Annotated in this window: 12 protein-coding genes; 1 reads left to right on the top strand and 11 read right to left on the bottom strand. The window is 75.6% G+C overall.

Annotation, left to right across the window (positions count from 1 at the left end):
* Positions 1-7: 7 nt before the first annotated feature.
* Positions 8-1357, top strand: a complete 1350-nt coding sequence (locus ACFY4B_RS13420) for an acyltransferase (protein ID WP_074004881.1) — start codon at positions 8-10, stop codon at positions 1355-1357.
* 117 nt (positions 1358-1474) lie between these two features.
* Here the strand turns inward: ACFY4B_RS13420 and ACFY4B_RS13415 are convergent, their stop codons facing one another.
* The 11 genes from ACFY4B_RS13415 to ACFY4B_RS13365 form a co-directional block, all read right to left on the bottom strand.
* Positions 1475-2260 carry a DUF3050 domain-containing protein gene (locus ACFY4B_RS13415; RefSeq protein WP_074004880.1) on the bottom strand — a complete coding sequence of 262 codons (786 nt, stop codon included), beginning with the start codon at positions 2258-2260 and terminating at the stop codon, positions 1475-1477.
* 86 nt (positions 2261-2346) lie between these two features.
* The gene (locus ACFY4B_RS13410; protein ID WP_074004879.1) at positions 2347-3315 is read right to left on the bottom strand and encodes an alpha-ketoacid dehydrogenase subunit beta; all 969 of its coding nucleotides are present in this window, start codon (positions 3313-3315) and stop codon (positions 2347-2349) included.
* Positions 3312-4385 (bottom strand): thiamine pyrophosphate-dependent dehydrogenase E1 component subunit alpha, encoded by a 1074-nt coding sequence (locus ACFY4B_RS13405; RefSeq protein ID WP_387967843.1) that lies wholly within the window; start codon positions 4383-4385, stop codon positions 3312-3314. The genes ACFY4B_RS13410 and ACFY4B_RS13405 overlap by 4 nt, the downstream gene beginning before the upstream one ends.
* Positions 4382-6316: a 4-hydroxyphenylpyruvate dioxygenase gene (gene hppD, locus ACFY4B_RS13400; protein WP_387967841.1), complete on the bottom strand. Its 1935-nt coding sequence runs from the start codon at positions 6314-6316 to the stop codon at positions 4382-4384. The genes ACFY4B_RS13405 and hppD overlap by 4 nt, the downstream gene beginning before the upstream one ends.
* Positions 6317-6453: 137 nt before the next feature.
* Positions 6454-7752 carry a beta-ketoacyl-[acyl-carrier-protein] synthase family protein gene (locus ACFY4B_RS13395; RefSeq protein ID WP_387967839.1) on the bottom strand — a complete coding sequence of 433 codons (1299 nt, stop codon included), beginning with the start codon at positions 7750-7752 and terminating at the stop codon, positions 6454-6456.
* Complete coding sequence (locus ACFY4B_RS13390; protein ID WP_375873770.1) at positions 7749-9365, bottom strand: class I adenylate-forming enzyme family protein; 1617 nt, start codon at positions 9363-9365, stop codon at positions 7749-7751. Before ACFY4B_RS13390 ends, ACFY4B_RS13395 begins: the two co-directional genes overlap by 4 nt.
* Positions 9366-9668: 303 nt before the next feature.
* Positions 9669-10238, bottom strand: a complete 570-nt coding sequence (locus ACFY4B_RS13385; RefSeq protein ID WP_387967836.1) for a beta-ketoacyl synthase N-terminal-like domain-containing protein — start codon at positions 10236-10238, stop codon at positions 9669-9671.
* Positions 10235-11392 (bottom strand): beta-ketoacyl synthase N-terminal-like domain-containing protein, encoded by a 1158-nt coding sequence (locus ACFY4B_RS13380; RefSeq protein ID WP_387967834.1) that lies wholly within the window; start codon positions 11390-11392, stop codon positions 10235-10237. The genes ACFY4B_RS13385 and ACFY4B_RS13380 overlap by 4 nt, the downstream gene beginning before the upstream one ends.
* On the bottom strand, positions 11389-11655 hold the full coding sequence (locus tag ACFY4B_RS13375) for a hypothetical protein (RefSeq protein WP_074004875.1): 267 nt from the start codon (positions 11653-11655) through the stop codon (positions 11389-11391). Before ACFY4B_RS13375 ends, ACFY4B_RS13380 begins: the two co-directional genes overlap by 4 nt.
* Positions 11652-11927 (bottom strand): acyl carrier protein, encoded by a 276-nt coding sequence (locus tag ACFY4B_RS13370; RefSeq protein ID WP_049653814.1) that lies wholly within the window; start codon positions 11925-11927, stop codon positions 11652-11654. The genes ACFY4B_RS13375 and ACFY4B_RS13370 overlap by 4 nt, the downstream gene beginning before the upstream one ends.
* 93 nt (positions 11928-12020) lie before the next feature.
* Positions 12021-13445: a class I adenylate-forming enzyme family protein gene (locus tag ACFY4B_RS13365; protein ID WP_387967832.1), complete on the bottom strand. Its 1425-nt coding sequence runs from the start codon at positions 13443-13445 to the stop codon at positions 12021-12023.
* Positions 13446-13552 lie beyond the last annotated feature (107 nt).

The following is a 13552-nucleotide window of genomic DNA, read 5'->3' as shown; positions in this document are numbered from 1 at the left end:
GGAACCCATGAGCATCTGGCCGCAGTTGCGAAGATCCCGGACCGTCCGGGCCGGGCACGCCACCGGCCGGGTGCTGCGCTGCGGGCTGATGGACACCATGCTCGCCGACCTCGCCGTCTCGGTCGTGCTCTGCTTCGAGCACCCGCTGGACGACGACCGGCTCGCCGCCGGCCTGGCCCGGGCGCTGGAGCGGGTGCCGGTCTTCGCCGGAAGGCTGCGCACCGTCGAGGGCGTCCTGGAGGCGGTCTGCGACGACACCGGTGTGCCGTTCGAGGTCTACACCGTCGAGGGCACGCTCGCCGAGGCGATGGGCCGGGCGACGGCGGCCGGCGCCGAACTGGTCGCCCCGCTGGACGCCCCCGCCGCCCGCGACGGCGGCGTCCCGCTGCTCACCGTGCGCCTCACCCGCACGGCCGACGGCGGCACGGTGCTCGGCTGCTCCTGGCACCATGCGATCGGCGACCTGCACAGCTTCATGCTGCTGCTGCGGACCTGGTCCGCAGCGGTCGAGGGCGAACCGCTGCCGAAGGCCGAACTCGTCGACGACCAGGACGAGTTGCTGGCCGAGGTACTCCCGGACGAGGACTGCGGCCGGCCCGGCTTCCGGCTGCCCTCGGCGGCGGAGGCGGAGCTGCTGGCCCGCGAGGTGGCGGTCGGGCCGCGTGCCAACCGGATCGTCCAGATCGCCTTCACTGACGCCGAACTGGCCAGGATGCGCGAGGAGTTCGGACTGGCGGCCGGGCGCCGGCTCTCCTCCGGGGACGTGCTCTGCGCCCACCTCCTCAGCACCCTGCGGGAGTTGGACGGGGACGACGCCGAGCGGATGCTGACCGTGCCGGTCAACGCGCGCCGCTGGCTGGGCCTGTCGCCCGCGCTGCTCGGCAACCTCCTCAGTGAGGTCCATCTGCCGCACCGGCCCGAGGAAGGACCGGCGGTGCTCGCGGGCGCACTGCGTACGGCGGTCGAGGAGTTCCCGACCGCACACCTCAACCTCCGCGCCAACCTGTGGTTCCTGGCCACCCTCGGCCGCTCGCGGCTGCGCGACTGCGTGCCATTGGGCTTCGACCCGGCGGCGCGCCGGTTCAGCTTCTCCAACTGGAGCGGCTTCGGCGCCTATGCGGTGAGCTTCCAGGGGAAGCGGCCCGTGCTGTTCAGTCCGGCGGCCAACTATCCGATTCCCTGGGTCTGTTGGACGGTCGAGGGGTTCCGGGGCGAGGGCCGGCTGGCCACCGTGGTGCTGCCGGCCCGGCTCGCCGCCCGGGTGCGCGGGGCGGAGGGCCGGGCGGCGCTGCACCGGTTCCGCAGGGCCGGGGACCGGCCGCCCGCCTCGGCCGGGGTGCTGCCCAAGGTGCTCTGAGCCGCCCCGCCGGCGCGGGTGCGAAGGCAGGCCCCGGCGGCGGAAGGGCGCCCACGGGGGAGGCCGGTTCCCCGTGGGCGCCCTTCCGCCGTGACTACGGACGTCCTCCGGCAGGCCTCAGAAGGACCGCTCGATCGCGGTCCACAGCTGGAGCCGGGCGCGCAACGCGGTGCGGACCGTCTCGGCGCAGGAGTCCCACTTGTCCTGGTCGTCGCCGCACAGGTCGATCAGCATCTGCATCGCCATCGGGGTGTGCTGCTCGCCGTCGACCTCGATGTGACGGGCCAGGTAGTCCTTGAAGACGGTGAGCGCGCCCTCGGGGTCGTCGATCCGGATGACCTGGGTGAACATGTCCGGGATCAGGTCCTCGCGGCCGAAGGCGAAGGCGGCGGCCCGGCAGTGCACCGGCGCGTTCTCCACGATCGACCAGGTGGTGGAGGTGAAGTCCAGGGCGGGCTGCGGCACTCCGGCGTTCTTCAGGGCATCCGGTACGGCGGTGCCGGAGCCCAGCAGGGCCAGGAACTCCTCGATCGGGCGCGGGTCGGCACCGGCCTGCCGCATGCCCTCGACGTACAGCTCGAAGTGGCTGGTGTAGCCCTCGCCGAGCTCGTCGCTCTCCTCGACCAGCACGATCTCGTTGATCAGCCGGCGGCTGGCGGTCGGGCCGTTCGGGACCCACGGCACGTCCACGCAGGTGAGGTCGCGCTGGAGGCTCTTGAGCAGCGACATGAAGTCCCAGACGGCGAAGACGTGGCTGCCGAGGAAGGTGCGGACCCGTTCGATGCCGGTGAGCGAGCGGTACACCGAGTGCTCGACCACCTCGCGGCGCAGCGGGTCGATGGCCTGCTGGAGACTGGTCAGGCCGGGGTGCGAGCGGTCCCAGTGGTAGCGGTTCGTGGACAACGGGGCTCCTTGGTCGGGCTGTTGGGCGATCGAAGTGTTCGGGGTGCGCGAGGTACGCGGGGGCTGCGCCGCTTCGGGGCGCGCGGTCAGCGGTGCTTCAGCACGAGGTCCAGCGCGTGCCGCAGCTGCTCGCGGCCGGGCTGGACGGCGCGGTCGAGGGCGGGGGCGAAGGGCAGCACGGCGCCGTCCGGGCGGGTGATCCGTCGGGGCGGGGCGACCAGGCGCATCTCCTCGGCGGCGGTGGCCAGCACCTCGGCGCCGAAGCCGCAGCTGCGGTTGGAGTCGTCCAGGACGACCAGGCGGCCGGTGCGCTCCAGCGAGTCGGCGAGCGCCTGCCAGTCGAAGGGGTACACCGTGCGCGGGTCGAGGACCTCCACCGAGACCTCCGGCGCCAGTTCCTCGGCCACCGCGAGGGCGTCGTGCACCAGGTGCCCGAGGGCGACCACGGTGACGTCGCTGCCCGCCCGGTGGATCCGGGCCCGGCCGAGCGGGACGGGGACGAGGTCCCAGGTGACGGTCTCGCGCACCGGCATCGCGGCGGCGGGCGCGAACACCACGACCGGGTCCGGGTCGCGGATCGCCGAGCGCAGTAGCCCGTAGGCGTCGGTCGGGGTGGCGGGCACCACGGTCTTCACCCCGGCGTGCGCGAACAGGCTGTACGGGTGGTCGGAGTGCTGCCCGGCCCAGCCGTCCCGGGAGCCCGAGCCGGGCACCAGGCAGGTCAGCGGGACGGCGGCCTGGCCGCCGGTCATCAGCGAGAACTTGTGGGCCTGGTTGACGAGTTGCTCGAAGACCAGGAACAGCAGCGACGGGATCTGGAACTCCAGCACCGGGCGCCGGCCGGCCAGCGCGGCGCCGACCGCCATCGAGGTGAAGGCCTGCTCGGACAGCGGGGTGTCGACGATCCGGCCCGGCCCGAAGCGGTCCAGCAGGCCGAGGGTCGGCCCGGCCAGACCGGCGCCGATGTCCTCGCCGAAGACGCAGACCGCCGGATCGGCGGCGAGTTCGTCGGCCAGCGCCCGGTTGAGCGCCTTGGTGTACGAGAGCCTGGTCACGGCGTCGCCCCCGCCCGGGGCCGCAGCCCGTCGGCGTACAGGTGGTCCAGTGCGCCCGCCGGGTCCGGGTGCTCCGAGGCGAGCGCGAACTCCTCGGCGGCGGCGAGCTGTTCGGCCACCGAGCGGTCCAGCTCGGCGACCGTCGCGGGGTCGAGCAGGGCGGCGGCCCGGGGGAGCGGGTCGCGCTCGCGCCAGGTGTCGACCTCCTCGGGGGAGCGGTAGCGCAGCTTCATCCGGCGTTCCATGGTGTGGTGGCCCTCGTAGCGGTAGGTGCGGCAGGCCAGGAAGCCCGGGCCGCGGCCGTCGCGGGCCCGTTCGACGGCGCGCAGCGCGGCGGTGCGGACGGCCTCGGTGTCCATGCCGTCCACCTCCTCGGCGGGGATGCCGAAGGCGGCGGCCCGGCCGGTGGCGCTGCCCGCGACGGCGGTGGCGGCGGGCAGGGTGGTGGCGTAGCCGTTGTCCTCGCAGACGAACAGCACCGGCAGGCGCCACATCGCGGCGAGGTTGAGCGACTCCAGCAGGACGCCCTGGTTGAGCGCGCCGTCGCCGAAGAAGGCCACCGCGACCGGGCACCGGCCGGCCTCCGGGCCGTCGGTCCCCGGCCCTTCGGCCGCCGTCCGTCCGGGGTTGACAGCCGCCCAGGCCGCGCCGACCGCGATCGGGGCACCGGCGCCGACCATGCCGTTGGCGCCGAGGATGCCCAGCGAGAAGTCGGCGGCGTGCATGGAGCCGCCCCGGCCGCCGTTCGATCCGCCGACCCGCCCCAGGAGTTCGGCGAGCAGCCGGTGCGGCGCGGTGCCCCGGGCGAGCACGTGGCCGTGGCCGCGGTGGGTGCTGGCGAGCCGGTCGCCCGGGCCGAGCGCCGAGCAGACGCCGACCGCGACGGCCTCCTGCCCGATGTACGGGTGGATGCCGCCGGGAATCGCGCCGGACTTCACCAGGCCGAGCGCCAGCTCCTCGAAGCCGCGGATCAGCCGCAGCATCCGGTAGCGCTCGGCGGGGGTGTCCAGTGGGGCAGGGCTGTCGGGCAGTGCGGCGCCCTCGCCGGCCGGGTGCGCGGGAGCGGTCACGGCCGCCCCCGCCAGACCGTCGGGCAGAACCGCGGGTCGGCGTAGTCCGGCCGGCCGTCGTCCGTACGGCCCACCAGCACGTCGTGGTTGTACACCACCGGCTCGCCGTCCGGCCGGTCGTGCCGGCGGTACTCGTTGGCGCCGTCCTGGAGGTGCAGCGAGACCGCCCGGCGCGGGAAGGAGGCGAGGTTGGGGCCGCTGCCGTGGTACGTGCGGCAGTGGTGGAAGGACATGTGGCCGCGCGGGATCAGCATCGGGACCTTGCGCACCCGCTGCCCGTTGTGGGCGGCGTTGGCGGCCAGGATGGACTCCAGCTCGGAGCCGTCGCGGTCGGCGAAGTGCCGGGTGGAGTCCTCGCCGGAGGGCAGCTCCTGCCAGCGGTGGCTGCCGTCGACCATGGTGATGGTGCCGTTCTCCTCGCGGCAGTCGTGGAACGGGATGAAGGCGGTGAGCATCTCCTCGGAGCTGCAGGTCTGCCAGTAGTGCTTGTCGAAGTGCCACGGCACCCGGTTGCTGGGCTCCTCGGGCACCGGGGGCTTGTAGATGAGCGTCGACTGGAAGACCCGGATCTCCTCGGTGCCGGCGAGCAGCGCGGCCACCGCGCCGACCAGCGGCTTGCGCAGGATCGCGCCGATCGCGTCGCTCTCGTAGTGCACGTAGTCGTTGTGCCGCTGGACCGGCCCGTCCTCGGGCCGCCAGGAGGCCAACCGGGGCGGCCGGACGGGCAGTTCGCGGTCCCGGTGGCCGGCGTAGTACGCCTCGGTGGCGGCCTGGAGGGTGTCCAGCTCCTCGTCGCTGAAGAGCCTGCGGGAGAGGTACCAGCCGTGCTCGCGGTAGTGCGCCACCTCGTCGGGGGTGGGCAGCAGGGCGCGCTCGGCCTCGGTGAGCCGGAACCCGGGGGCGGCGGCCAGCGCGCGGGCCTGCTTCGGCTGTGCGGGGGCGGGCCGGTCCTCGGCGGCGGGGCCGTGCCGTTCGACGGCCTCGTAGAGGGCCTTGATGTTCGCGGTGCCGAAGGTGCCCGCTCCCTGCCGTTCGATCAGTTCGAGGAAATAGGTGCGCCGGGGGTGGGTCGAGCGGGCGAAGATCTGGAACAGCTGGCCGCCGTGGTCCTGGTCAACCAGGACGTGCAGGTCGCGCAGGGTCGCCACCGGGATGGCCGTCTCGCCGAAGCGGTCGGCCAGGGCGTCGAAGTAGGCGTCCGGCGTGGTCAGGAACTCCACGCCGCGCTCCCGGGCGGTCCGGACGGCGCCGGCGATGTCGCGGGTGCTGAAGGCGAGGTGCTGGACGCCGGCCCCGCCGTGGGCGGCGAGGAACTCGTCGATCTGGCCGGGGCGGCGGGCGGTGTCGGGCTCGATCAGGGTGAAGGTGACGCCGCCGGAGGCGCTCTGCACCACCTTGGAGTCCATCGCCTGCTCGCCGACCTCGATGTACTCCTCGAAGATCGTGCGGAAGTCCAGCGCGTCCTCGCAGAACCGTACGGCCTCCGCGAGCGTGCCGGCCGGCAGGCAGATCGCGACGTGGTCGAGGCCGTCCAGCAGGCGGGGCTCCGGGGTGGCCTCGGCGTCCGGCAGCGGGACCAGGCGCAGCGCGGTGTCGCCGAAGCCCTCGATCAGGGCGCCGGCCCGGTCGAGCACCCGGGCGCCGTGCCGCTCGGCCCGCTCCAGTGCGGCCGCCGGGTCGGCGCAGCCGAGGGCGAGGACGGCGACGCCGTCCCCGTGCCGGGTGACGTACTCGGCCACCGGGTGCTCCGGGTCGGCGGCGGAGGTCAGCCGCAGCCGGATGGTGCCCTGGCGCAGCCCGATGGTGCGGGAGCCGTCCGGGGCGGTGGCCGGGGCGTCGGCGGTGAAGCCGAGGTCGGCGCTGAGTCCGGCCGCGGTCTTGTCGGCGTCCGCGCAGTGGAACTCGACGTGGGTGATGGTCTGGATGGACAACGGGATCTCCCCCCGGGAGGGATGGTGGATCGAGGATCGGGGCGCGCCGGCGCCGCGCGGCGGTGCGCGGCGGGCGACCGCGGTCGGGCGGCGGCGGTCGGATGGCGGCAGTCGGACGGCGGCTGTCGGCGGTACCGCTAGCGGGCGGTCCGGGTGGAGGCCGGGCCGAGGATCAGGCTGAGGTTGTGGCCGCCGAAGGCGAAGGCGTTGCTCAGCGCGGCGCGCACCGGGACGGTCCGGGCGGCGCCCCGGACGTGGTCCAGGTCGCAGGCCGGGTCGGGGTCGGTCAGGTTGAGGGTGGGCGGCAGCGTCCCCCGGGCCACCGCCAGGGCGGTCACCGCCGCCTCCAACGCGCCCGCGGCGCCCAGCAGATGGCCGGTGGCGCCCTTGGTGGAGCTGACCGCGGGCGGCTCGGCGCCGAAGACGGCGCGCAGCGCGGCGGTCTCGGCCACGTCGCCGAGCTTGGTGCCGGTGCCGTGGGCGTTCACGTAGTCGATGTCACCCGGGGCCAGGCCCGCGTTGGCGAGCGCGGCGCGCATCGCGTCGGCGGCGCCGGTGCCGTCCGGGCGGGGCATGGTCGGGTGGTGGGCGTCGGTGGAGGCGCCCCAGCCGAGGACGTCCGCGTAGCCGGCGGCGCCGCGCGCCTCGGCGTGCTCGGCCCGTTCCAGGACCAGGACGGCGCTGCCCTCGCCGAGCACGAAGCCGTTGCGGCGGGCGTCGAAGGGTCGGCTGGCCTGCTCGGGGTCGTCCCAACCCTGCGCCAGGGCGCGGGCGTTGGTGAAGGCGGCGGCGATGGTCGGGTGCAGCGAGGACTCGGTGCCGCCGCACACCACCACGTCGGCGTCCCCGGCCCGGATCAGCCGCAGCCCCTCGGCGATCGCCTGGGCGCCGGCCGCGCAGGCCGTCACCACGGCGGAGCTGTAGCCCCGGATGCCGTGCTTGATGGCGATCCGGGCGGCGGCCATGTTGGAGAGCATGCCGGGCAGCAGGTACGGGCTGACGCCGGGGCGGCCGCGCTCCAGCCGGCGGTGCGACTGCTGCTCGAAGGTCTCCAGTCCGCCGCCGCCGGTGGCCAGCACCACGGCGGTGCGGTGCGGGTCGGCGTCCCGGCCGACGGCCAGTCCGGCGTCGGCGAGCGCGTCGTCGGCGGCGGCCAGGGCGAGCAGCACGAAGCGGTCCACGCAGCGGGTCTCGGTCGGCGGCAGCACCTCCCGGCCGTCCACGGCGGGGGCGAGCCCGGCGGCGGGCAGCCAGCCGTGCGCGGCGTGGCCCTCGGGGACGGCGCGCAGGCCGGTGCGGCCGGCGGTGAGCGCCTCGAACACCTCGGCGGGCTCGCGGCCGAGCGGGGAGACCAGGCCGATGCCGGTGACGACGGCGCCGGGGCGCGGGGTCGTGCGCCCACCCCGCTCGCCTGCTCGCACACTCCGCTCGCTCATGCGCCCACCGCCGCGAGGTGGGTTTCCCGCAGCAGGACCTTGCGGACCTTGCCGGTCGGGCCGAGCGGGATGTCGTCGGGGGAGACCACCAGCACCTTGCGGACGGTCGCGGCGGCGGCCTCGTCCAGGGCGGCGACGACCGCCCCGGTGCGGTCCGCGGCCGGGTCGGCGTCCGCGGCGAGGAGCAGCAGCACGTCGGTGACGACGCGCTCGCCGTCCCGGACCGCGACCACCGTGCAGTCCAGCACGTCCGGGCAGGCGGCCAGCACCCGCTCCTCCGACATCGCGGTGAACAGCCGCTTGCCGCCGCCGAGTTCGACCGAGTCGACGGCCCGGTCCACGTGGTAGTAGTAGCCCTCCTCGTCCCGGTACATCAGGTCCCCGGTGAGGAAGCGGCCGCGCAGCCGGGTGCGGAAGGTGGTGGCCGAGTCGTTCCAGTAGCCGAGCGCCAGGGTCGGTGAGGCGGTGGCGAGTTCACCGACCTCGCCGGGCCCGAGCGGCTCGCCGTCCGGGCCGACCACCTCGCAGTCGACGAAGGCGTGCGGGCGGCCGACGCAGCGGCCGTAGCGCTCGGTGCCGGGGCCGTGGGTGATGAAGAAGTGCGAGTGCCCCATCTCGGTGGAGCCGAGGCCGTCCACGAACAGCGAGCCGGGCAGCCGGGTGCGGCCGGCCCGGGTGACGGTCTCCCGGCTGCCGGTGGCGATCAGGCGGCGGATGTGCACCTCGTGGGCGCAGTCGCCGGTGTTCCACCAGAGCGCCACGGAGGTCAGGTCGCGGGTGGCGAGGTCGTGCCGGGCGAGGTCGGCCCAGGTGGCGGCGAAGCCGATCACCCCGGTGGGCCGCCACCGCTCGACGGCCTCCAGCACGCCGTCGCCGGACTGCCGGGAGAGCACGGCGAGTTCGGTGTGCGAGCTGAGCGCGAGGTTGAGCGCGATCAGGGTGGCGGCGTGCGGGGCGGGCAGCGCGCTGAGCATCCGGTCCTGGCCCTGCGGGCGGGGCAGCCGCAGCCGGTGGCGGATCGCGGCGTACAGGCTCGCGTGGGAGTGGACGACGGCCTTGGGCATGCCGGTGGTGCCGGAGGAGTGGGTGATCGCCACCGGGTCGCCGGACCAGTGCCGGTACGGCTCCGGGGCGGCGTCCGGGTCGCCGGCGCCGAGGGTGGCGATCTCGGGCAGCAGCGGCGCGCCCGGGTCGTGGCCGGCCAGTGCGGCCAGGTGGGCGGGGTCGGCGAGGACGCCGGCCGCGCCGAGGCGGGCGATGTAGCGGGCGGCGCGCTCGCCGTCCAGGTTGGGGTTGAGCAGCGCGGGGACGGCGCCGAGCCGGGCCAGGGCGAGGAAGGCGAGCACGTGGTCGGCGGCGTCGCTCGCGTACACCACCACCGGGTCGCGCCGGGTGATGCCCAGGCCGTGCAGCGCGGCGGCGCGCGCCCGGACGGCGCGGTCCAGCTCGCGCAGGGTGAACGGCTGCCAGGCGGGGTGGTCGTCCACCGGGGTGTCGAAGCTGAGCAGCGGTACGTCCAGGTCGAGCCCGAGCGCGATCCGGGCGGTGAGGACGTTGCCGGCGCCCACGTCGGGGTCGTCCGCGAGCTGGGTGCGGAGGCTGCGGATGGTCACGGGGGTGGATCCCTCCCTCGGGGCCGGTGGACGGCCCGGGCGGCTGATCGGGTGGCAGGGTCGGTCGGCCGCGCGGGGGCGGCGGGTGCGGTCGGCTGCTCGGGCGGCGTGTGGCGTGCGGTGGGCTGCGTGCGGTCGGTCGCTCGGGCGGCGGGTGCCGGGAGCGAGGCGGGGACGGGCGGGGGCGCTGGTGTGCCGGGTGCGGCTGCGTCAGGCGCCGGGCCTCGATGGTTCCTACGGCCGGGGGCGGTCGCGGGGTTCAGCCCGGGAGGCGGTTCGGTCCGGTCGGACGGTTCGGAGGGGTCAGTCCGGCCGGTTCCCCGCCGCCGGACCGGCGAGCAGGACGGCCGCGGCCCGGTCCCCGTCGGGCGTCTGCTCGACGGCCACGGCCAGCACCCGGTCGGCGTCGCCGTCCTGGAGCAGCAGTGCGGCGAGTTCGAACGCCTCGGCCGGGACCACGCCGGGTTCGGCCTCGGCCGGGCAGATCGCCACGATCGGGCCGGTCAGGCCCCAGCGCGCGGAGACGTGCCCGAGGACGGCGTTGGGGTTGGACTGGAAGAACAGCAGCGGGCCGGTCCGCTGTCCGGGTTCGGCGCTGCGCTCGATGGCCCGTGCGGTGTCGAGGTCGCCGCTCGCGCTGGCGAGCAGCAGGGCGGTCCGTCCGGGGGCGGGCGGTTCGCCGTGGTGGGCGCGCAGGCAGCGTTCGGCGGTGTCGGCGACCAGCGGGTTGAAGGCGGAGGCGGCGAAGCCGGGCAGCGGTGGCGGCGGCCCGTCCAGGCCGGGTGCGGGGCGGCGGGCCTCGGCGAGGATCCGCAGTCCGTGGGTGTGGTCGGCAGGGGTGTTCTCGGCGGTGGTCATGGCGGTGGCGGTCATCCCGGGGCCAGCAGGAGGGCGGTGTTGGCGCCGCCGAAGGCGGAGTTGAGGCTGAGGGCGTACGGCGGCCTGGCGGCGTGCGGGCCGTCCAGGACGAGGTCCAGCGCGAGGTCCGGGTCGGGGCCGAGCCAGCCGGCGTTGACCGGGAGCAGGCCGGTGCCCAACGCGCCGATGGTGACGGCGAGTTCGAGCAGTGCGGAGGCCTCCAGGGCGTGCCCGTGCACGGACTTGCTGGAGCTGACCGGCAGACGGTCGGTGTGCGGGCCGAACACCCGCCGCAGGGCGCGGGCCTCGGCCCGGTCGGCGAGGGTCGAGCCGGTGCCGTTGGCGTTGACGTAGCCGACCTCGGCCGGATCGACGCCCGCGCGGGTGAGCGCGGCACCGATCGCCCGGGCCGTCCCGTCGCCCTCCGGTTCCGGGCGGCAGACGTGGTGGGCGTCCCCGGCCCGGCCCCAGCCGGCCAGCCGGGCGAGCGCGGGCGCGCCGCGCCGTTCGGCGGCCGGGGCGGACTCGACCAGGACGGCGGCGGCCGCGTCGGCGAGCAGGGTGCCGGTGCGGCCGGCGCTGAACGGGCGGGCCTCGCCGTCCCGGGCCAGTGCCCGTCCGGCGTCGAAGACCGCGAAGACGCCCGGTCCGACCAGGTGTCCGGCCGCGACCAGGACCCGCTCGTGCCGCCCGGCGGCGACCAGGGCCGCCGCGTCGGCGACGGCGGTCGAGGCGGCCACGCAGGCGCCGTTGTACACCCGGGTGACACCCGGCGCGCCCCACCCGGAACGGACCCCGGCGGCCACCGCGTCGGCGGTCGCCCGGGTGCGCTCGTCGCTGTGCAGGGCGAGCAGGACGGGCAGTCCGGCGCCCTCGGCGGCGGTCAGCCCGGCCTGCCCGCAGGCCTGGCCGATCGCGTCGAGCACGGTCCTGGCCAGGGGGAAGGTGCAGGCCAGGGGCACGGTGTCGGGGAACAGCGCGGCCCGGGTGGTGCGGCGGGCGCTCACGTCGAAGCGGGTGACCGGGCCGGACAGGGCCTTGCCGTGGGTGGCGGCCTCGGTGAGTACGGCGAGCCCGCGCCCGGCGGCGCTGAGCACCCCGACACCGCTGACCACCGGGCGGCCGGCCGCCCGGCCGGGCGGGCCGGAGCCCGTGCCCCCGGGGATCACGGCCGGGCGCCCGCGCGGTCGGCGAGGACGGCCTCGCGCAGCAGCCCGGTGGCGTCGTCGACGGTGCGCACCGCGCCGAAGCGGTCGTCGTCCAGGTCCAGCTGGAGTCCGTACCGTTGCTCGAACTCGGCGACGAGCCAGGTGAGTTCGAGCGACCCGAGGTCTTCGGGCACGGTGTCGACGGCGCGCTGCCCGAACGCCGCCAGCATGGTCAGGACCTCGGCCCGGTCCGGCAGGGCGTCGGGGAGCGGGGAGCCGGTCACGCGGCGCTGCCGGAGGTGGCGGCGAGGGCGTCGACCCGGCGGGCGACGTCGCCGGTGAACTCGTCCAGCGTCATCAGCGCGGTGGTCTCCATCTCGTCCAGGTCGAACTTGATCCCGAACTCGTCCTCGACCTGCACCGACAGGTCGGCCAGGGCGAGCGATTCGAGGTCCAGCCCGGCCGGGCCGAGGTCGGTGTCCCCGGTGACCTCGGAGACGTCGTACTGCATCTCGGCGAGTGCCGCCAGGACGAAGGCGCGGATGCGGTCCTGCATGGTGGGCTCCTTGTCGGGGTGGTGGTGCGAAGGGGTCGGGGCGCGAAGGGGTCGGGGCGCGGCCGGGTGCGGCCCGCGCGCCGGTGGGCGCGGTCAGCCGGCGGTCGCGGTCGCGCGCAGGGCGGCCGGGTCGCGCAGCAGCTTTCCGGTGGCGGTGCGGGGGAGACGGTCCAGTCGGGCGAGCCGGCGCGGCCGCTTGTAGGCGGCCAGGCGGCGGGCCAGCCCGTCCTGGACGGAGGAGAGGTCGGTCCCGGGTTCGGTGGCCAGGTAGGCCTCGATCGCGCCGCCGTCGAAGACCACCACGGCCTCGCGGACGTCGGGCAGCGCGGTCAGCGTCTGCTCGACCTCGGTGAGGTCGACCTTCAGGCCGCCGATCGAGACCTGGGAGTCCAGCCGGCCGAGCACGGTGACCGGGCCGTCGGCGGCCAGCTCGGCCGCGTCCCGGGTGTGCAGCCAGCCGTCGGACCAGCGGGTCGGATCGTCCAGTCCGGGGTACGGGGAGGAATCCGTGCCGATCTGCAACTCGCCCTTCACCAGGCGCAGTCGCATGCCGTGCACGGGCCGCTTGGCAGGGTGGAGCGTACCGGAGAGGTCGGTGGCGATCACCCCGGTCTCGGTCATGCCGTACATGGTGCCGAGCGGGACGCCGTACCGTTCGGTGAACAGCGCGGGCAGTCCCGGGCGGACGAGTTCGCCCGCCACGACCATCCGCCGCAGCCGGGGCAGTGGCGGGGGAGCGACCGCCCCCGCCAGCAGTTCGGCGTGGAACGGCACCCCGAGAACGGTGGTCGGCCGGTCGCTCGCGGCGACCTCGGCGAGGATGCCCGCCGCCGTCATCCGCTCCGGCACGGTGAGCGCGACCCGGGCGTGCAGGCTGTTGAGCAGCCCGCCGACCAGGCCGAGCACGTGCACCACCGAGGAGAGCAGGACGACCCGCTCGCCCTCGCCGGGGAACTCCACCAGCCTGTGGTAGCAGTCGAGTTCGCGCAGCAGATCGGCCGCGGTGCGGGCGATGACCTTGGCCGGACCGGTGGATCCGGAGCTGAGCTGGATCAGCGCGTGTCCGGTGCGGGCCGGGCGCCCGTCCGCCAGCGGGACGGCCACCGGCTCGACTTCGGAGAAGCCGCGCAGGGCCGCCGCCGACCGATGGGCGGAGCCTACCAGCACCTGCGGGGCCAGCCGCGCCACCGCCGCGTCGATCTCGTGGTCGGTCAACCGGTGGTCGAGCAGGGCGACTTGGGCGCCGAGGCGCCAGCACGCCAGCAGCACCGCGACGAACGCCACCGAGGGCGGCAGCCGCAGCGCCGCCGTCCCGCCGGGTCCGAGCCCGGCGGCCGACAGCCGTTCGGACTGCTCCTCGACCAGGGCGCGCAGGGCGTCCCGGTCGAGCGGTGCGCCGAGGCGCAGGCACTCCTCGCCGCCGGGTCCGGCCAGCAGCAGCCGGTCGACCCAGGAGTCCGGGGCGTCGGAGTGCGGCAGGAGGGCAGGCGGAAGTACGGAGGGGAGAAAGCCGGTCAACGCGGCTCCACACAAGTGAGGGGATTTTGACATGAACGCCGTTAACAAATCCGAACGGCCAATTCCGTGGCCAGACCTTGGCACAGACGTTTGGTCAAATCAAGGTC

This window comes from Kitasatospora sp. NPDC001261 (assembly GCF_042896795.1).
GTDB lineage: Bacteria > Actinomycetota > Actinomycetes > Streptomycetales > Streptomycetaceae > Kitasatospora.
Note: the sequence above shows the minus strand (reverse complement) of the source record. Positions and strands in the feature narration are given on the sequence as shown.

Bases quoted from the DNA above. Each gene is read 5' to 3' on its own strand.
- ACFY4B_RS13420 (WP_074004881.1), top strand. From the start codon at position 8: ATGAGCATCTGGCCGCAGTTGCGAAGATCCCGGACCGTCCGGGCCGGG.
- ACFY4B_RS13395 (WP_387967839.1), bottom strand. From the start codon at position 7,752: ATGAGCGAGCGGAGTGTGCGAGCAGGCGAGCGGGGTGGGCGCACGACC.
- ACFY4B_RS13385 (WP_387967836.1), bottom strand. From the start codon at position 10,238: ATGACCGCCACCGCCATGACCACCGCCGAGAACACCCCTGCCGACCAC.
- ACFY4B_RS13370 (WP_049653814.1), bottom strand. From the start codon at position 11,927: ATGCAGGACCGCATCCGCGCCTTCGTCCTGGCGGCACTCGCCGAGATG.